The organism is Pseudomonas guariconensis (genome assembly GCF_040822035.1).
Classification (GTDB): Bacteria; Pseudomonadota; Gammaproteobacteria; order Pseudomonadales; family Pseudomonadaceae; genus Aquipseudomonas; species Aquipseudomonas guariconensis.
The window spans coordinates 1853382-1870922 of sequence record NZ_CP162012.1 but is presented as its reverse complement, the minus strand read 5'-3'; the positions used below and the strand labels follow the sequence as shown (position 1 = coordinate 1870922).

The window sequence follows — 17541 nt, the reverse complement described above, 5'->3', positions numbered from 1 at the left end:
CAACCCAGGCTTTGGCAGCGGCCATACCCGCTGCAGTGCACCTTTGACTCAAGGACTCAGCGCTTGGCACGCACTTCGTCGACACCGCGGTTGGCCAGTTGGTCGGCACGCTCGTTGCCAGGGTGGCCGATGTGTCCACGCACCCACTTCCAGGTAACCTTGTGACGGTTGACCTGCTCGTCGAGCTGCTGCCAGAGGTCGGCGTTTTTCACCGGTTCCTTGGCCGCCGTTTTCCAACCGCGCTTCTTCCAGTTGGCCATCCACTCGTTGATGCCTTTCATGACGTATTGCGAATCGGTGGTGAGCACCACCTCGCATTCACGCTTGAGTGCCATCAGCCCCTGGATCGCAGCCATCAGTTCCATGCGGTTGTTGGTGGTTTCGCGCTCGCCGCCCCACAGCTCCTTCTCGACGCCTTTGTAAATCATCAGCACACCCCAGCCACCCGGGCCCGGGTTGCCCTTGCAGGCACCATCGGTGTAGATCTCGACGCTCTCGCTCATGTACCGCCTTTTCGCTCTGTGATATCGACCGCAGGCCCCTCAGGGCTCACTGTGGCGACGATTGACCTTGGCCAGCGGCAACGGCAGCAGTTTGCCCATGGGCTCGCGGCGCTCCAGGCGCAGCGGCCGCAGGCCCACCACCATCTTGCGCGCCACCACCAGGTAAACCCCGCCGCCAGCAGTCTGCCAACCGCCGGCCATGCGCTCCCAACCGGCCAGGCGCTGGTGCCAGGCCGGCGAAGCAAGCGGCGGACGATAGCACCCGAAGCGGCGTTTCTCCAGCGCGAAGCCCAGCAGGTTGAGCCAGTCGCCAAGACGCGACGGCGAGATGCAACGAGCCTTGCGCAACGCCCCGTGACTGAAGAAATGGCGCACGCCCCAACTGCTCCAGGGGTTGATCCCGACGATCAGCAGATGCCCGCCCGGGCGCACGGCGCTGGCGGCTTCACGCAACAAGCCATGGGGCGAGAGGCTGAAATCCAGGCCATGCTGCAGCACCACCACGTCGGCGGCATGCTCGGAAAGCGGCCAGGCCTGTTCTTCGCAGACGATTTCCACTCCCGGCAAGGGGGCGCCCAGGCGCACGTTGCGCTGCACTTGAGGCGCATTGGGCGGAGGCTCGGCACAGGGGCCGTAATGCACCAAGAAGCCGCCGAAGAAGCGGCCGAGTTCATCCTCGAGGAGTTTTTCCTCCTCGCGCAACATCAACTGCCCGAGCGGCCCGTTGAACCACTCACGGGCCAGGCTCATCAGCGCGATCCAGTCAGGATCGGCCTGGGCAAAGGCTTTGTCGGTCATTGCGTTCTCCCTCGAAGGTTCTCCGTCCGCGCCATCGCGGCTAAGATGCCTTCATGTTCACGCCAGGCGATTCGGTACGCACATGATACAGATCGATGCTCTTCCCGCTTTCTCCGACAATTACATCTGGCTGTTACAGGATACTGCCAAACGCCGCTGCGCGGTGGTCGACCCCGGCGATGCCGCCCCGGTGCAGGCCTGGCTTGCGGCCAACCCCGGCTGGGTGCTGGAAGACATCCTGATCACCCACCACCACCACGACCACGTCGGCGGCGTTGAAGCCCTTAAGCACGCCACCGGCGCACGCGTCTGCGGCCCGGCCCAGGAACGCATTCCAGCCCGCGACCTGGCGCTGGACGACGGCGACCAAGTAAAGGTGTTGGGCCTGGACTTCGACATCATTGCAGTGCCCGGCCACACCCTGGGCCATATCGCTTACTACAGCGCGCCGCTGCTGTTCTGCGGAGACACCCTGTTCGCCGCCGGATGCGGTCGCCTGTTCGAAGGCACGCCCGAACAGATGCACCAGTCCCTGTCGCGGCTGGCCGCACTGCCCACCGAGACCCGAGTGTACTGCACCCACGAATACACCTTGAGCAACCTGCGTTTCGCCAAGGCCGTGGAGCCGGAAAACCTGCACGTTGCCCAACGATTTGCCGACGTTACCCGGTTGCGCGATGAAGATCGCATCAGCTTGCCCTCGACCATCGGTCTGGAACGGCTCACCAACCCCTTTCTTCGCACGGCTGAAACATCAGTTAAACAAAAAGCAGACGAATGGAAGGGACATTCCAATACAAGCCAAGCCTCTGTTTTTGCTGCCTTGAGGTCTTGGAAAGACACCTTCTGATAACCCCAAGATATATCGCAACCCGTTGTCAACGGTTGACCCGGGGGGGACCGGTTTCTAGAATCGCCGAAATTTTTCGCCCGGAAACCTGTCCCAGCCGATGTCTTCCCGTAGCCGCAGAACCTCTCATTCCGTCGCCCTGACGCGTCTGGCCCAAATCAGCGCGCTGGCTCTGGCCGCCACCTTGGTGGGCTGCCAGAGCACCCGTCAGCTCGACGAATCCGACAGCGTTCGCGCAAGCTACCAGGCGCGCGTCAAGCACAAGCCTGCCCCGCTGATGGTCAAGAAAGCCGAGCAAGCCCCCCAGGATGTCTGGGAGCGCATGCGCCAGGGCTTCGCCTTGCAAGACAACATCGACGTCAACCCACGCATCGAGCAGCAACGCCTGTGGTTCGCCAGCAACCCGTCGTTCCTGGAAAACGCTGGCGAGCGTGGCAGCCTCTATCTGCACTACATTGTCGAGCGCCTCGAAGAGCGCGACATGCCGCTGGAGCTGGCCCTGCTGCCAGCGATCGAAAGCGCCTACAACCCGATGGCCTACTCCCGCGCCCATGCGGTCGGCCTGTGGCAGTTCATCCCCTCGACCGGTCGCCACTTCAATCTGCGTCAAACCAATTTCTACGATGGCCGCCGCGACATCACCGCGTCGACCAACGCTGCGCTCGATTATCTGGGCCGCCTGCACGACATGTTCAACGGCGACTGGCTGCTGGCCCTGGCGGCCTACAACGCCGGTGAAGGTACCGTGAGCCGGGCTATCGAGCGCAACGAGCGCCTGGGCCTGCCCACCGACTACTGGAACCTGCCGCTGCCCCAGGAAACCCGCGACTACGTGCCCAAATTGCTGGCCCTGTCGCAAGTGGTCATGACTCCGCAAGCCTACGGCGTCAGCCTCAGCCCCATCGCCAACGAACCTTACTTCGAAGCCGTGGCCATCAACGATCGCCTGGACCTGTCGCGTGTTGCGGCGTTCGCCGACATCGACGAGGACGAGCTGATCCAGCTCAATCCGGCCTTCAAGAAACGCATGACCGTGGACGGTCCCAAGCAGCTGCTGGTGCCCACCGCCAAGGCCCAATTGCTGACCGACAGCCTGTCCAACCTCAAGCCTGAGGAACTGGTTAGCCTGCAACCGAACAAGGCCGTGTTCCAGGCTGCCCTGGCCGAGACCAAGGCACCTGCGGCGACCCGCAGCTACCGGGTCAAGCGTGGCGACAACCTGGGCGCCATCGCCAAGGCCAACCGCGTGTCGGTGAGCGACCTGAAGCGTTGGAACCGCCTCTCGGGCAACCACCTCAAGGCCGGCCAGGTGCTCGCCTTGCGCGGTGGCAACCCATCGAGCGGAGCCGCCAACCGTGTCGCGGCCTCCAAGCAGCGCTCCACTCAATACAAAGTCCGCAAGGGCGACTCCCTGTATGCGGTGGCCAAACGCTTCAACGTCGAGATGAAGCATCTCAAGCGCTGGAATCCACGTAGCGGCCATGCCCTCAAGCCTGGCCAGACGCTGACCGTCTACCTGTCGCACTGATCCGATTGCCTTGGGGCCGCTGCGATGGGTGACAAAGCAGCCCCCGAGGACAAATCCAGTCACACTCCCCCGCGCCCAGCCCCGCGCCAGACACCCTTTTTCCATCCCAGACAAGCTGTTACTGTAGCCCGACCAACGCCCCACGCTGCCTGGATCGGATCACCGACTTGATACGTCCCCTCCTGTTGCTTTCACTCAGCCTCGCCATGAGCCTTCCCGCTGCCGCAACGGTGAGCGAAAGCCACGGTTATGCGCAGTTCGGCACCCTCAAGTATCCAGCCACGTTCACCCATTTCGACTGGGTCAACCCGCAAGCACCCAAGGGCGGCACGTTGCGGGCAATGGCGTTCGGCACCTTCGATACGCTCAACCCTTACACCTTCAAAGGCTCGAGCCCGGTCACCACGCCGAATTTCCTGCAGTACGGGGTCAACGAGCTTAATGAGCCGCTGATGGTCGGCACTGGTCAGTACGATCCTTCCGGAGACGAGCCCACCTCCAGCTACGGACTGATCGCCCGCTCCGTTGAGTACAGCGAGGACCGCAGCTGGGTCGTGTTCAACCTGCGCCCCGAGGCGCGATTCCACGACGGCCACCCCATCACCTCAGCGGATGTCGCGTTCTCCTACCGCACCCTGCTCAAGGAAGGCCATCCGATCTACCGCACCAACCTGCAGGAAGTGCAGCGCGTGGACATCCTCGGCCCGCTGCGCATCCGCTTTGTCTTCAAGCGCGCCGGCAACCCGCTTTTGATCCTGCGCCTGGGCGAGATGCCGGTGTTGCCCAAGCACTACTGGAAAGGCCGCGACTTCAAGGCCACCACGTTCGAACCACCGCTGGGCAGCGGCCCGTACCGTATCACCGAAGTTCAGCCCGGCCGGCGTCTGGTGTTCGAGCGAGTGAAGAACTACTGGGGCAAGCACCTCGCCGTCAACCGCGGCAAGTACAACTTCGACCGTGTCGAGTACGAGTTCTACCGCGACGCCACGGTCGCCTTCGAAGCCTTCAAGGCCGGCGAGTTCGACATCTACATCGAGCATCAGGCCAAGAACTGGGCCAACGGTTACACCTTCCCGGCCATCCGCCGCGGCCAGGTGATCAAGGCGCAGATCCCGCACCGCATCCCGACGCAAACCCAGGGGCTGTTCATGAACAGCCGCCGGGCCAACTTTAGTGACCCGCGGGTGCGCCAGGCCCTGGGCCTGATGCTCGACTTCGAGTGGACCAACCGCGCCCTGTTCAGCAGTGCCTACCGCCGCTCGACCAGCTACTACCCCAACAGCGAGTTCGCCGCCAGCGGTCTGCCCAAGGGCAAGGAGTGGCTGCTGCTGGCGCCGTTCCGTGACGAACTGCCGCCCAAGCTGTTCACCGAACCCTACACGGTGAGCCACACCGACGGGCGCGGCATCAGCCGCCAGACCCTGCGCCAGGCCCTGGCGCTGTTCGCCCAGGCCGGCTGGAAGCTCGATGGCCAGCGTCTGGTCAATGCCAAGGGCCAACAGTTCCGCATGGAGTTGCTGCTGGTCAACCCGAACCTCGAACGCATCCTTCAGCCCTACGTGGAAAACCTCGCCAGCATGGGCATCGACGCCCACCTGCGCACGGTCGACCGCGCCCAGTACAAGCAGCGCCTGGATCAGTTCGACTTCGACATGATCCTCATGACCCTCAACCAGACCCTGAGCCCGGGCCTGGAGCAATGGCTGTACTTCCACTCGAGCCAAGCCTCGGTCAAGGGCAGCAAGAACTACGCTGGTGTGAAAGACCCTGTGGTCGATCACTTGCTCGACACCCTGCTCGCCGCCCGCACCCGCGCCGACCAGGTCGCTGCGGCCCGCGCCCTGGACCGGGTGCTGTCGTGGCAGTACTACATGATTCCCAACTGGTATCTCGACAATCACCGCCTGGCCTACCGCAACCGGTTCGCCTTCGTCACCACGCCGCCCTATACCCTGGGCCTGAACAGCTGGTGGCTCAAGACTTCGGAGAAAGCCCAATGATGCCAACGCACCCTTTGCGCCTGCTGGCCGGCAGCCTGTTGCTGGCCTGCCTGAGCCTACCGGCGATGGCCGCGCCGCAACACGCCCTGACCCTCTACGGCGAGCCGCCAAAATACCCGGCGGACTTCAAGCATTTCGCCTATGTAAACCCTGACGCCCCCAAGGGCGGCACCTTCCGCCAGTCCAGCTTCGGCGGTTTCGACAGCCTCAACCCGTTCATCAACAAGGGCGTGCCAGCCGACGACATCGGCCTGATCTACGACACCCTGATGCGCCAGAGCCTCGATGAGCCCTTCACCGAGTACGGCCTGGTGGCCGAGAAGATCGAAAAAGCCCCCGACAACGGCTGGGTACGCTTCTACCTGCGCCCCGAGGCACGCTTCCACGACGGCCACCCGATGCGCGCGGACGACGTGGTGTTCACTTTCAACGCGCTGATGAGCAAAGGCGCACCGCTGTACCGCGGCTACTACGCCGACGTCGCCGAGGTGATCGCCGAAGACCCGCTGCGGGTGCTGTTCAAGTTCAAGCACAAGAACAACCGCGAGCTGCCACTGATCCTCGGCCAGTTACCGGTGCTGCCCAAGCACTGGTGGGAAGGCCGCGACTTCGACCGTGGCAACCTGGAGATTCCGCTGGGCAGCGGCCCGTACAAGGTCGCCCAGGTCAAGGCTGGGCGCTCGATCCGCTACGAGCGGGTCAAGGACTACTGGGCCAAGGACCTGCCGATCAACCGCGGCTTCTACAACTTCGATGTCATGACCTACGACGCGTATCGCGATAACACCGTCGCACTGGAAGCGCTCAAGGCCGGGCAGTTCGACTATTGGCTGGAGACCAGTGCGAAGAACTGGGCCACCGCCTACGACATCCCAGCGGTGCGCGAAGGCCGGCTGATCCGCGAGCAATTGGCCAACGGCAACCCCACCGGCATGCAGGGTTTCATCTTCAACTTGCGCCGCCCTGTGTTCCAGGACGTGCGGGTGCGCGAGGCGCTGAGTCTGCTGCTGGACTACGAATGGACCAACAAGCAGTTGTTCAACGGCGCCTACACTCGCACCGGCAGCTATTTCGAGAACTCCGAGATGGCCGCCAGCGGCCTGCCAGGGCCGGATGAACTGAAGATCCTCGAGCCCCTGCGCGGCAAGATCCCCGAGCAAGTCTTCACCCAAGCCTTCCGCAACCCGGTCAGCGATGGCAGCGGCATGATCCGCGACCAACAACGCAAGGCCTACAAACTGCTGCAGGAAGCCGGCTGGAAGATCGTCGACGACAAGATGGTCGATGCTCAGGGCAAACCGGTGTCCCTCGAGTTTCTGCTAGCCCAGACCGAGTTCGAGCGCATCCTGCTGCCGTTCAAGCGCAACCTCGCCGACCTTGGAATCGAGCTGAACATCCGCCGCGTCGACGTTTCCCAATACATCAACCGCCTGCGCTCGCGCGACTTCGACATGATCGTCGGCGGTTACCCGCAATCGAGCTCGCCGGGTAATGAGCAGCGTGAGTTCTGGACCAGCGCCGCCGCCGACAACCCAGGCAGTCGCAACTTCATCGGCCTGCGCGACCCGGCCATCGACCAACTGGTCGAGCAGTTGATCAACGCAGACTCGCGCCAGAGCCTGATCGCCCACACCCGCGCGCTGGACCGCGTGCTGCTGTGGGGCTACTACGTAATCCCCAACTGGCACATCAAGACCTGGCGCGTGGCCTACTGGAACCACATCGGCCATCCTGAGGTGTCGCCCAAGTACGACATCGGCATCAACACCTGGTGGATCAAGCCCGGTGCGAAGCCGGCCGAGGCCCAGGCCGAAGAAGCGGCAGCCGCGCAAGAGGCGAACTGACATGCTGGCCTACATCCTGCGTCGCCTGCTGCTGATTATCCCGACCCTGTTCGGCATCCTGATCATCAACTTCATCATCGTCCAGGCCGCTCCCGGCGGCCCGGTGGAACAGATGATCGCCAAGCTCGAAGGCTTCGAAGGCGCCACCAGCCGCATCGCCGGCGGCGGCGCTGAAGTCTCGGTGGCCGGCTCCAACTACCGTGGCGCCCAAGGCCTGGACCCGGCCCTGATCGCCGAAATCGAGCGCATGTACGGTTTCGACAAGTCGGCGCCCGAACGCCTGTGGATCATGATCAAGAACTACGCCCGCCTGGACTTCGGCGAGAGCTTCTTCCGCGATGCCAAGGTCATCGATCTGATCGCCGAGAAGATGCCCGTGTCTATCTCCCTGGGGCTTTGGAGCACGCTGATCATGTACCTGGTGTCGATCCCGCTCGGGATCGCCAAGGCCGTGCGCCATGGCAGCCACTTCGATGTCTGGACCAGTTCGGCAATCATCGTCGGCTACGCCATCCCCGCCTTCCTGTTCGCCATCCTGCTGATCGTGCTGTTCGCCGGCGGCAGCTACTTCGACTGGTTCCCCCTGCGCGGACTGACCTCCAACAACTTCGACGAGCTCTCCACCAGCGGCAAGATCCTCGATTACTTCTGGCACCTGGTGCTACCGATCACCGCGCTGGTCATCGGCAACTTCGCCACCATGACCCTGCTGACCAAGAACAGCTTCCTCGACGAGATCAACAAGCAATACGTGGTCACCGCCAAGGCCAAGGGCCTGAGCCGCTCGCGGGTGCTGTACGGTCATGTGTTCCGCAACGCCATGCTGCTGGTGATCGCCGGCTTCCCCTCGGCGTTCATCGGCATCTTCTTCACAGGTTCTCTGCTCATCGAGGTGATCTTCTCCCTCGACGGCCTGGGCCTGATGAGCTTCGAGGCAGCGATCAACCGCGACTACCCGGTGGTCTTCGGCACCCTGTTCATCTTCACCCTGCTGGGGCTGGTGGTGAAACTGATCGGCGACCTGACCTACACCCTGGTCGACCCCCGCATCGACTTCGCCAGCCGGGAGCATTGACATGGCACTCTCCCCTCTCAATCGCCGGCGCTTCGAGCGCTTCAAGGCCAACCGCCGCGGCTGGTGGTCACTGTGGATCTTCATCGTGCTGTTCGGCCTGAGCCTGGGCGCCGAACTGATCGCCAACGACAAACCCATCGCCGTACGCTACGAAGGCCAGTGGTACTTCCCCGCCTTCAAGCGTTACCCGGAGACCACCTTCGGCGGCGAATTCCCCCTGGAAGCGAACTACAAGAGCCCCTACATTCGCGAACTGCTCGCGGCCAAGGACAGCTGGGTGCTGTGGGCGCCCATCCCGTTCAGCTACCAGAGCATCAACTACGACCTCAAGGTCCCGGCCCCGGCACCGCCCTCGGCGGACAACTGGCTGGGCACCGACGATCAGGGCCGCGACGTGATGGCCCGGGTCATCTACGGCTTCCGCGTCTCGGTGCTGTTCGCCCTGACGCTGACCGTGCTCAGCTCCATCGTCGGCGTCATCGCCGGCGCCCTGCAGGGTTTCTATGGCGGCTGGGTGGATCTGGCCGGCCAGCGTTTCCTGGAGATCTGGTCGGGCTTGCCGGTGCTGTACCTGTTGATCATCCTCGCCAGCTTCGTACAGCCCAACTTCTGGTGGCTGCTGGGCATCATGCTGCTGTTCTCGTGGATGAGCCTGGTGGACGTGGTGCGCGCCGAGTTCCTACGCGGGCGCAACTTGGAATACGTGCGCGCCGCCCGTGCCCTGGGGATGCGCGACGGCCCGATCATGTTCCGGCACATCCTGCCCAACGCCATGATCTCCACCATGACCTTCATGCCGTTCATCCTCACAGGTGCCATCGGCACCCTCACTGCCCTGGACTTCCTCGGCTTCGGCCTGCCACCGGGCGCCCCCTCGCTCGGCGAGCTGGTGGCCCAAGGCAAGTCCAACCTGCAGGCACCTTGGCTTGGCATCAGCGCCTTCGCCGTGCTGGCGATCATGCTGAGCCTTCTGGTGTTCATCGGCGAATCCGCCCGCGATGCCTTCGACCCGAGGAAATGACATGAGCGAACACAACCTGATCGAAGTGCGCGACCTCTCGGTGGAGTTCGTCACCGGTGAACACGTGCATCGCGTGGTCGATGGCATCAGTTTCGACATCCGCAAGGGCGAGACCCTGGCCCTGGTCGGCGAAAGCGGCTCGGGCAAGTCCGTCACCGCGCATTCCATCCTGCGCCTGTTGCCCTACCCCCTGGCGCGCCACCCCAGCGGCAGCATCCGCTACAACGACCAGGACCTGCTGCAGCTCGGTGAAAAGCCCATGCGCCGCATCCGCGGGGACCGCATCGCGATGATCTTCCAAGAGCCGATGACCTCGCTGAATCCGCTGCACACCATCGAAAAGCAGGTCAACGAAATCCTCCTGCTGCACAAAGGCCTCACCGGCAAGCAGGCCACTGCCCGTACCCTGGAGCTGCTGGAGATGGTCGGCATTCCCGACCCGCACAAGCGCCTCAAGGCCCTGCCCCACGAGCTGTCCGGCGGCCAGCGCCAACGCGTGATGATCGCCATGGCCCTGGCCAACGAGCCCGAGCTGCTGATTGCCGACGAGCCCACCACCGCGCTCGACGTCACCGTGCAGTTGAAGATCCTCGACCTGCTCAAGGAGCTGCAGGCCCGCCTGGGCATGGCCCTGCTGCTGATCAGTCACGACCTGAACCTCGTGCGACGCATCGCCCACCGCGTGTGCGTGATGCAGTGTGGGAAGATCGTCGAACAGGCCGACTGCACCACCCTATTCAAAGCCCCGCAGCACCCCTACACCCAAATGCTGATCAACGCCGAACCCAGCGGCGCCCCCGCCCACAACCCCGTGGGCGACCCCTTGCTGGAAGTCGAAGACCTGCGCGTGTGGTTTCCCATCAAGAAAGGCCTGCTGCGCCGCACCGTCGACCACGTCAAAGCCGTGGACGGCATCGACTTCAGCCTGCCTCAGGGCCAGACCCTCGGCATCGTGGGTGAAAGCGGCTCCGGCAAATCCACCCTGGGCCTGGCCATCTTGAGGTTGATCGCCAGCCGCGGCGGTATCCGCTTCCACGGCCAGAACCTCGAAGGCCTCAGCCAGAAAGACGTGCGCCCCCTGCGACGGGAAATGCAGGTCGTGTTCCAAGACCCCTTCGGCAGCCTCAGCCCCCGCATGTGCGTGGCCGACATCGTCGGCGAAGGCCTGCGCATTCACCGCATCGGCTCCCCTGCAGAACAGGAAGCGGCGATCATTGCCGCGCTGGAGGAAGTCGGCCTGGACCCCCGCACCCGACACCGCTACCCACACGAATTCTCCGGCGGCCAACGCCAACGCATCGCCATCGCCCGCGCGCTGGTGTTGAAGCCTGCGTTGATTCTGCTGGATGAACCCACCTCCGCGCTGGACCGCACGGTACAGCGGCAGGTGGTGGAGTTGCTGAGGAATCTGCAGCACAAGTACAACCTGACGTACCTGTTCATCAGTCATGACCTGGCGGTGGTGAAGGCGTTGAGTCATCAGTTGATGGTGATCAAACATGGGCATGTGGTTGAACAGGGGGATGCGCAGACGATTTTTCATGCGCCGCAGCATGCGTATACGAAGCAGTTGCTGGAGGCGGCGTTTTTGGAGGTTTAGGGGGCAGGACGAACCTGTTACGCGCGTTTTAATGGCTAAGTGCAGGAGAGGTCTCGCCTGCACCTGGCTTTTGAAAGAGCCCCACGCGCAAAACGTACGTAAACCTCACCAGCATCCGTCAGGCGCACCGTCCTGAACGGCATCTCTATATCCTATCGAGCCAGTTAACGTTGTATAAGCGCTTGTAAATCAAGCATATTTTATTTTTCTTTGAAACTGCTGTAGCGAGGGTATTGACCATGGAGAACGATCGTTCTACCATTGCCGACATGAACAGCGAAAATAGTAACGACACTAAAGAGCGGCTATTGAAGATCGGGGAAGACTTGATCTATCGCGGCGGAATTGCTGCAACCGGAATGGATCTTTTAGTAAAGACATCTGGTGTCGCTCGCAAGAGTATCTACCGCTATTTCGGCACTAAGGAAGCGCTCGTAATAGAAATTTTAAAGCGCCGCGACAGAAACTGGATGCGATGGTTTGAGTCGGAAGTAAATAAAGCCGATTCAGCAGCAGACAAGCTGCTACGCATGTTTGATGTGCTTTGCGACTGGTTCGCCTCTGAAAATTTCAGAGGATGCGCATTCATTAATACCGCCGGTGAAACAGGCGACCCAGAAGATCCAGTACGACGTGTGGATAAAGAGCACAAAGAAAACGTAAAAGCGTTTGTGCTCTCTCTCTGTAAAGAATATGGCTTCGATGATCCAGAGGCGCGTGCGCGCCAATTTCTGATTCTGATCGACGGCGCCATCACCGTTGCCCATTTACTTGGTGACAGCCGATCAGCAGTTGATGCAAAAGCCATTGCACAACAACTGCTGAATCGTTAATCGCCAGTAGGCGGGCGATACCAGCCCAGTAAGCGAGGAATTAAAATGTCCGCTCATAACGAAGTACGCCCGCCCGTACCGCCATTCACACGTGAAACCGCCATTCTCAAAGTACGTCTGGCCGAAGATGGTTGGAATAGCCGCGACCCAGAAAAAGTCTCTCTGGCTTACTCCCTTGATACCCAATGGCGTAACCGCGCTGAATTTGCATTTAACCGTGAGCAAGCAAAGAATTTCCTGACTCGTAAATGGGCCAAAGAACATGAGTACCGTTTGATCAAGGAGCTGTGGGCATTCACCGAGAACCGCCTGGCCGTTCGCTATGCTTATGAATGGCACGACGATTCTGGTAACTGGTTCCGCTCGTACGGTAACGAAAACTGGGAGTTCGGTGATGACGGTCTGATGATCAACCGCTATGCCTGCATCAATGACATGCCCATTAAGGAATCCGAGCGCAAGTTCCATTGGCCTCAGGGCCGTCGTCCAGACGATCACCCAAGCTTGTCCGATCTGGGCTTGTAAACGTTTCCCGTGTACACGGAAGTTCACCCTATTTTCTCTATGTTCTCTCACTCTGTAATTGGCGTGGCGCCCGATGGGTTCCCAGAGGGTAAGCCACGCCTTTAAATGCTTTTGAAGCATGGCGCTTATACGCCGCTCTCCTTCCCTTCTGCTGCATGCTCGCTAGCGCGCGCTCTGCGTGGCTGACAGGCGGCCCTCGGTACTGACCACCAAGGCCATCCGGCGGTCATTTCTGCCTGACTGCGGGACGCTTTCACACCGTGGGTTGGGTGATGCGATTGTTCAATGAGAACAATAGCGCAAATATATTTTGCGCGCCAACTATTCAGACACAAAATAAACCCACGCAGCAAGCAGTCGCTGATCCCAATATCCACGCTCACGGAGAATCATCATGACTTTTAGCAAAGCACTCGCCATCGCCACCCTGACCTTTGGCACCAGCGTCGGCGCCTTTGCCCAGAGCGCCACCCCCTACCACTACGGCATGAACTTGGACATCGCTCGAGTGATCGCTGTAGACGCGCCGGCCAACACCGCCAGCTACGCCAGCACCGCCACCCTCACCTACCGCGACAGCCACGGCAAGCTGCAGAAAATCAGTTACCTGCGCCCCACCACCTCCGCCAACCAGAACTAATGACTCCAGCGTCCCAGGAGCTTGACCATGAAAATGTCCCGCACCCTCACCGCCGGCCTGCTCGCCCTCGCCGTCAATAGCGCCTTCGCCGCTGGTAGCCCCGGTGTTGAAACCACCACTCAAGGCTTCCTGCAGGCCCTAGCCGCGGGTGGCGGTAAACCGTTGGAAACCCTGTCCCCGAAAGATGCCCGCGGCGTGCTCACTGGCGCCCAGGCCAGCGTGAAAGTGGATGTCTCCGGTGTCCAAATCGAGCGCCGCAGCATTCAGGTCGACAGCCAGGCGCTGGAGATCCGCGTGATACGGCCACAAGGCGCGAAAGGCGAACTGCCTGTGTTCATGTTCTTCCACGGAGGTGGCTGGGTGTTGGGTGACTACCCGACGCACGAGCGCCTGATCCGCGACCTGGTGGTCGGCTCCGGTGCAGCAGCGGTCTATGTCGACTACACCCCGTCGCCGGAAGCCCAATTCCCCACGGCCATTAACCAGGCTTACGCCGCCACCCGCTGGGTTGCCGAGAATGGCAAACAGATTGGTGTCGATGGCAGCCGCCTGGCGGTGGTAGGCAACAGTGTCGGTGGCAACATGGCGGCGGTGGTCGCGATCAAAGCCAAGGAGGCCGGCACGCCCAAGCTGCGGTTCCAAGCCTTGTTGTGGCCGGTGACTGACGCCAACTTCAACAACGGCTCGTATAACCAGTTCGCTGAAGGTCACTTCCTGACCCGCAATATGATGCAGTGGTTCTGGGACAGCTATACCACCGATCCGAGGCAGCGTAACGACATCCATGCATCGCCACTGCGCGCCAGCCTGGATCAGTTGAAAGGCTTACCGCCAGCATTGGTGCAGACCGCCGAGATGGACGTGCTGCGCGACGAAGGCGAAGCCTATGCCCGCAAGCTGGAGGCTGCCGGTGTACCGGTGACCGCCGTGCGTTACAACGGCATGATCCACGACTTCGGCCTGCTCAACGTACTCAGCCAGGTGCCTGGAACCCGCAGTGCATTGGACCAGGCTGCCCAGGCGATCAAGCAACACCTGAAGTAATCGAGAGGGACCGAACCGGGGCGGCATTGACGCCCCGGTCGTGCTTGTAGGCTCATCGGCACCTTGTACCGGCCAGCCCACCGATCGGCATACCGTTCCCTGCGCGAAACGGTGCAAAGCCTTGAGCAGCCTCGGCTCTATTCGTTCACCAACAAAGAAGGTCAATCACCGAGCCGCCACTCAAGGATCGGAAGACTTCGGGCCTCGCCATTGATCGGGCGCGATACATCGCCCACATGCCGGGCCCCGAGCCGCTCGTAGAAGGCCCTGGCGGAAGGATCCGACTCAACCGCTAGAATGGTTACGCCCAGCCCGCGTGCTACAGCCAGGGCGTGGTCTACCAGGCGCCGTCCGTGCCCTCTTCCCATGGCCGAGGGATCAACCCAGCAATGCTCCAGTTGCCAGCCATCCTCGCCGTGCTCCAGCCCATAGAAGCCCAACAATGCGCCATCCGCCGCGGTCAGCACCGCATAATGGCCGTTCAGTTGCGTAGAGTGGATGGTCAGCGCGCCCTCCCACGCATTCATCCAAGCTTCGGGATAACCCCAATGAGCCTTGCTGCGTCGGGCCAAGGCGCTCAGAGCCTGCGCATCCGCCTCACGTGCCGGACGCAGCGTTGGGGTGTCGTCCATCAGCATCGCTAGCGCCGCCGGGTCGGTAGCCAGCAGACTGAACTGGTGCAGGCTGAGGAAGCGCCCGCCCTTGTACTCCACATCTCGCAACGTTCCCTCCAGCACAAAGCCGAGGCGCTCCAGCAAGCGGGTACTGGCGGAGTTTTCAGGCTCGACATCTGCATGGATGCGGTGCACGCCGAGGGTATCGAAGGCGAAGCGGAGGATGGCGAGCAGGCAATCCTGCATCAGCCCCTGGCCCCAGTTTTCAGGCATCAGCCAATAGCCGATATCCACGCTGCGATCGGCTTTAGACCAATCATTGAAGCCACAAGCACCTATCAGTTCGTCTTGACCCGGTAAGGCGATACCCCACCAGATGCCTCGATCCTCCTCCAGCAGCGCGTCGTACCAATGCATTTGCTCGTGGGTCGCCTCGATGCTATCGAAAGACACACCATAGTGAGCAATAACCTGCGGGTGGGAAAGTCCGGTAAAAATCGCCGCTACATCGCCGCAATGTATCCGGCGCAGTGTGCAACGCGGGAGCAAGAATTCGGGAAACTCGACAGAAAAGTCCATCATTATCAAATTCACAGGCCTGGATCACCGGAAAATCTTCTCAACAAAGGACGCGGGTCTACAAGGACTGTCAGGAGAGGGATGGCAGAACAGAAAAATAGGGCGATTGCGTGGTGTCGCCATCAAGCGGTTTGGGACGGCAGTTGCTGAAAGCGACTGGCAGGTATGGGTCGGTAGCGGTCGCTATCGACCCATAGATACCTCACGGCAACGGCCGGAATGTTTTGCTTCTAATCCGCCTAATGAAGATACTCCGCGAAATAATTCGCAGAGAGATTTGCTGAAGCTTTGACATTGGTCTCGGCTTCCTACCTAACGCTATCGGCGTAGCCTAGATCGCATGGCAATCACCGCGATCATCAGAGGATGATCTACGCTTTGAGAGCAATACTTCAGATCGAAGAAACATCACACACGGTTGTTACGGCCAAATGCCGGTGGCAAGGGAATGTTCATTCTTCGGAATCCGACACCCTCATCGCCATCAGCCGGGGTACGCTCCGTGAGAAACAAACAGCCTGTGCTTGCCGTTCTATTACTCACGGTTCTGATTAATGGCTGCACCACGCCTAATGTGTTACACGAACCCAGTCAGGCCTTGCCTGCGTACACTTCGGCGTTCGGTCGTTCAATTCAGGCCCAGGTTGCTCCCCATCAAGGTCAGTCGGGCTTTCGCTTGCTCTCCGATAGTACTGAGGCTTTCGCCGCCCGCGCCGAGCTGATTCGCAATGCTCAAAGCAGCATCGATCTTCAGTACTACATCGTCCACGACGGTATCAGCACTCGAATACTGCTGAGCGAGCTGCTTGTCGCTGCAGATCGAGGCGTGCGCGTGAGAGTTTTGCTCGATGACACCACCAGCGATGATTTGGAGGAAACCATCGCGACGCTCGCCATGCATCCGCGTATACAAATCCGTGTTTTCAATCCGCTGCACTTGGGTCGCAGTACTGTCGTGACGCGTACTTTGGGCCGCCTCTTCAACCTGTCCCAGCAGCACCGGCGTATGCATAACAAATTGTGGGTGGTAGACAACAGTGCCGCTATCGTCGGAGGACGCAACTTGGGCGACGAGTATTTCGATGCCGAGCCTAACAGAAATTTTACCGACATCGACATGCTCAGTGTCGGCCCGGTTGCACAGCAGTTGGGACATAGTTTTGACGAGTACTGGAACAGCGTCCTGAGCAAGCCCATCGAGCAGTTTGTATCGTTCAAGCCGACTAGTAGAGATCTGAAAGAGCTTCGCATGCGGCTGGATGCCTCCTTGGAGGAAACCCGCACTCAGAATCATGCGCTCTACCAGCAACTGATGCGCTATACCACTCAGCCTCGCCTGAACCACTGGCGACAAGAATTGATCTGGGCTTGGAATAAAGCGTTGTGGGATGCGCCGAGTAAGGTCTTGGCGGAGGGCGAACCCGCTCCGTATTTACTATTGACCACCCAGTTGGCACCCGAACTTAACGGCGTCACCAAAGAGCTCATTCTAGTTTCGGCCTACATGGTACCCGGTCAACCAGGGGTAGTGTATTTGACACGTCGTGCCGATGCCGGGGTGTCGATCAGCTTGCTGACCAATTCACTGGACGCAACCGATGTTCCCGCTACGCATGGTGCCTACGCGCCTTATCGGAAGACCTTGCTCCAGCATGGTGTGCAATTGTTCGAGCTACGCCGCCAATCCGGTGCTCATAGCGAAAGCAAGCCGCGTCTCTTTCACAAGGGGTCTTCCAACAGTTCCGACTCCAGCCTGCATACCAAGGCGATGATTTTCGACCAGCAGAAAGCCTTCATCGGCTCGTTCAATTTCGACTCGCGTTCATTGCTGTGGAACACCGAAGTTGGGGTGCTGGTCGACGATCCGGTTCTCGCCGGGCGGGCGCGTGAACTGGCTTTGGAGGGTATGGCGCCTGCCCTCAGCTATCACGTCCGGCTGGAAGATTCGCAGCTGGTATGGATCACCGAAGACAATGGCAACCAGCATACGTTGACCAAGGAACCGGGGAGTTGGTGGCGGCGCTTCAATGCGTGGCTGAGCAGCACGATTGGACTGGAGAAGATGCTATAGCGAGGGACGAACAAGT

15 protein-coding genes are annotated in these 17541 nt (G+C 60.9%); 12 read left to right on the top strand and 3 right to left on the bottom strand.

The features are described 5' to 3' along the window. Window positions 1-56: 56 nt before the first annotated feature. Window positions 57-503: a ribonuclease HI gene (gene rnhA / locus AB1N67_RS08455; protein ID WP_043214135.1), complete on the bottom strand. Its 447-nt coding sequence runs from the start codon at window positions 501-503 to the stop codon at window positions 57-59. Between the two features lie 39 nt (window positions 504-542). Next, complete coding sequence (locus tag AB1N67_RS08450) at window positions 543-1301, bottom strand: class I SAM-dependent methyltransferase (RefSeq protein ID WP_043214136.1); 759 nt, start codon at window positions 1299-1301, stop codon at window positions 543-545. A gap of 82 nt (window positions 1302-1383) precedes the next feature. Here AB1N67_RS08450 and gloB point away from each other — a divergent pair, with 82 nt between their 5' ends. From gloB to AB1N67_RS08395, 11 genes are all read left to right on the top strand, one after another. Beyond that, on the top strand, window positions 1384-2151 hold the full coding sequence (gloB, locus tag AB1N67_RS08445; protein WP_043214138.1) for a hydroxyacylglutathione hydrolase: 768 nt from the start codon (window positions 1384-1386) through the stop codon (window positions 2149-2151). 100 nt (window positions 2152-2251) lie between these two features. Then, the gene (locus tag AB1N67_RS08440) at window positions 2252-3679 is read left to right on the top strand and encodes a lytic transglycosylase domain-containing protein (RefSeq protein ID WP_090345848.1); all 1428 of its coding nucleotides are present in this window, start codon (window positions 2252-2254) and stop codon (window positions 3677-3679) included. Window positions 3680-3846: 167 nt separating this feature from the next. Further along, the gene (locus tag AB1N67_RS08435) at window positions 3847-5679 is read left to right on the top strand and encodes an extracellular solute-binding protein (RefSeq protein WP_202959342.1); all 1833 of its coding nucleotides are present in this window, start codon (window positions 3847-3849) and stop codon (window positions 5677-5679) included. After that, entirely contained in the window at window positions 5676-7523 is a 1848-nt protein-coding gene (locus AB1N67_RS08430; protein ID WP_043214145.1) for an extracellular solute-binding protein, read from the top strand. Before AB1N67_RS08435 ends, AB1N67_RS08430 begins: the two co-directional genes overlap by 4 nt. 1 nt (window position 7524) lies before the next feature. Continuing rightward, window positions 7525-8598, top strand: coding sequence for a microcin C ABC transporter permease YejB (locus tag AB1N67_RS08425; protein ID WP_043214147.1), 1074 nt, complete (start codon window positions 7525-7527; stop codon window positions 8596-8598). A gap of 1 nt (window position 8599) precedes the next feature. Further along, window positions 8600-9619: an ABC transporter permease gene (locus AB1N67_RS08420; protein ID WP_043214149.1), complete on the top strand. Its 1020-nt coding sequence runs from the start codon at window positions 8600-8602 to the stop codon at window positions 9617-9619. 1 nt (window position 9620) lies between these two features. Continuing rightward, the gene (locus AB1N67_RS08415; protein WP_102081777.1) at window positions 9621-11219 is read left to right on the top strand and encodes an ABC transporter ATP-binding protein; all 1599 of its coding nucleotides are present in this window, start codon (window positions 9621-9623) and stop codon (window positions 11217-11219) included. Between the two features lie 269 nt (window positions 11220-11488). Next, on the top strand, window positions 11489-12052 hold the full coding sequence (locus tag AB1N67_RS08410) for a TetR/AcrR family transcriptional regulator (protein ID WP_043214153.1): 564 nt from the start codon (window positions 11489-11491) through the stop codon (window positions 12050-12052). Between the two features lie 45 nt (window positions 12053-12097). Continuing rightward, window positions 12098-12577 (top strand): nuclear transport factor 2 family protein, encoded by a 480-nt coding sequence (locus tag AB1N67_RS08405; RefSeq protein WP_043214154.1) that lies wholly within the window; start codon window positions 12098-12100, stop codon window positions 12575-12577. Window positions 12578-12971: 394 nt separating this feature from the next. Beyond that, the gene (locus AB1N67_RS08400; RefSeq protein WP_043214157.1) at window positions 12972-13217 is read left to right on the top strand and encodes a DUF2790 domain-containing protein; all 246 of its coding nucleotides are present in this window, start codon (window positions 12972-12974) and stop codon (window positions 13215-13217) included. 27 nt (window positions 13218-13244) lie between these two features. Continuing rightward, complete coding sequence (locus tag AB1N67_RS08395) at window positions 13245-14261, top strand: alpha/beta hydrolase fold domain-containing protein (RefSeq protein ID WP_367863668.1); 1017 nt, start codon at window positions 13245-13247, stop codon at window positions 14259-14261. A 161-nt stretch (window positions 14262-14422) separates the two neighbouring features. On the opposite strand, the gene AB1N67_RS08390 is transcribed toward AB1N67_RS08395, so the two are convergent. Continuing rightward, window positions 14423-15457 carry a GNAT family N-acetyltransferase gene (locus AB1N67_RS08390; RefSeq protein ID WP_367863667.1) on the bottom strand — a complete coding sequence of 345 codons (1035 nt, stop codon included), beginning with the start codon at window positions 15455-15457 and terminating at the stop codon, window positions 14423-14425. A 499-nt stretch (window positions 15458-15956) separates the two neighbouring features. On the opposite strand from AB1N67_RS08390, the gene AB1N67_RS08385 reads away from it, so the two are divergent. Beyond that, window positions 15957-17525, top strand: coding sequence for a phospholipase D family protein (locus tag AB1N67_RS08385; protein WP_367863666.1), 1569 nt, complete (start codon window positions 15957-15959; stop codon window positions 17523-17525). Window positions 17526-17541: the final 16 nt, after the last annotated feature.

Excerpts from the sequence above, each read along its gene's own strand:
- AB1N67_RS08395 (WP_367863668.1), top strand. The coding sequence starts at position 13,245 with ATGAAAATGTCCCGCACCCTCACCGCCGGCCTGCTCGCCCTCGCCGTC.
- AB1N67_RS08405 (WP_043214154.1), top strand. The coding sequence starts at position 12,098 with ATGTCCGCTCATAACGAAGTACGCCCGCCCGTACCGCCATTCACACGT.
- gloB (WP_043214138.1), top strand. The coding sequence starts at position 1,384 with ATGATACAGATCGATGCTCTTCCCGCTTTCTCCGACAATTACATCTGG.
- rnhA (WP_043214135.1), bottom strand. The coding sequence starts at position 503 with ATGAGCGAGAGCGTCGAGATCTACACCGATGGTGCCTGCAAGGGCAAC.
- AB1N67_RS08415 (WP_102081777.1), top strand. The coding sequence starts at position 9,621 with ATGAGCGAACACAACCTGATCGAAGTGCGCGACCTCTCGGTGGAGTTC.
- AB1N67_RS08420 (WP_043214149.1), top strand. The coding sequence starts at position 8,600 with ATGGCACTCTCCCCTCTCAATCGCCGGCGCTTCGAGCGCTTCAAGGCC.
- AB1N67_RS08425 (WP_043214147.1), top strand. The coding sequence starts at position 7,525 with ATGCTGGCCTACATCCTGCGTCGCCTGCTGCTGATTATCCCGACCCTG.
- AB1N67_RS08450 (WP_043214136.1), bottom strand. The coding sequence starts at position 1,301 with ATGACCGACAAAGCCTTTGCCCAGGCCGATCCTGACTGGATCGCGCTG.
- AB1N67_RS08410 (WP_043214153.1), top strand. The coding sequence starts at position 11,489 with ATGAACAGCGAAAATAGTAACGACACTAAAGAGCGGCTATTGAAGATC.
- AB1N67_RS08390 (WP_367863667.1), bottom strand. The coding sequence starts at position 15,457 with ATGATGGACTTTTCTGTCGAGTTTCCCGAATTCTTGCTCCCGCGTTGC.
- AB1N67_RS08430 (WP_043214145.1), top strand. The coding sequence starts at position 5,676 with ATGATGCCAACGCACCCTTTGCGCCTGCTGGCCGGCAGCCTGTTGCTG.
- AB1N67_RS08440 (WP_090345848.1), top strand. The coding sequence starts at position 2,252 with ATGTCTTCCCGTAGCCGCAGAACCTCTCATTCCGTCGCCCTGACGCGT.
- AB1N67_RS08400 (WP_043214157.1), top strand. The coding sequence starts at position 12,972 with ATGACTTTTAGCAAAGCACTCGCCATCGCCACCCTGACCTTTGGCACC.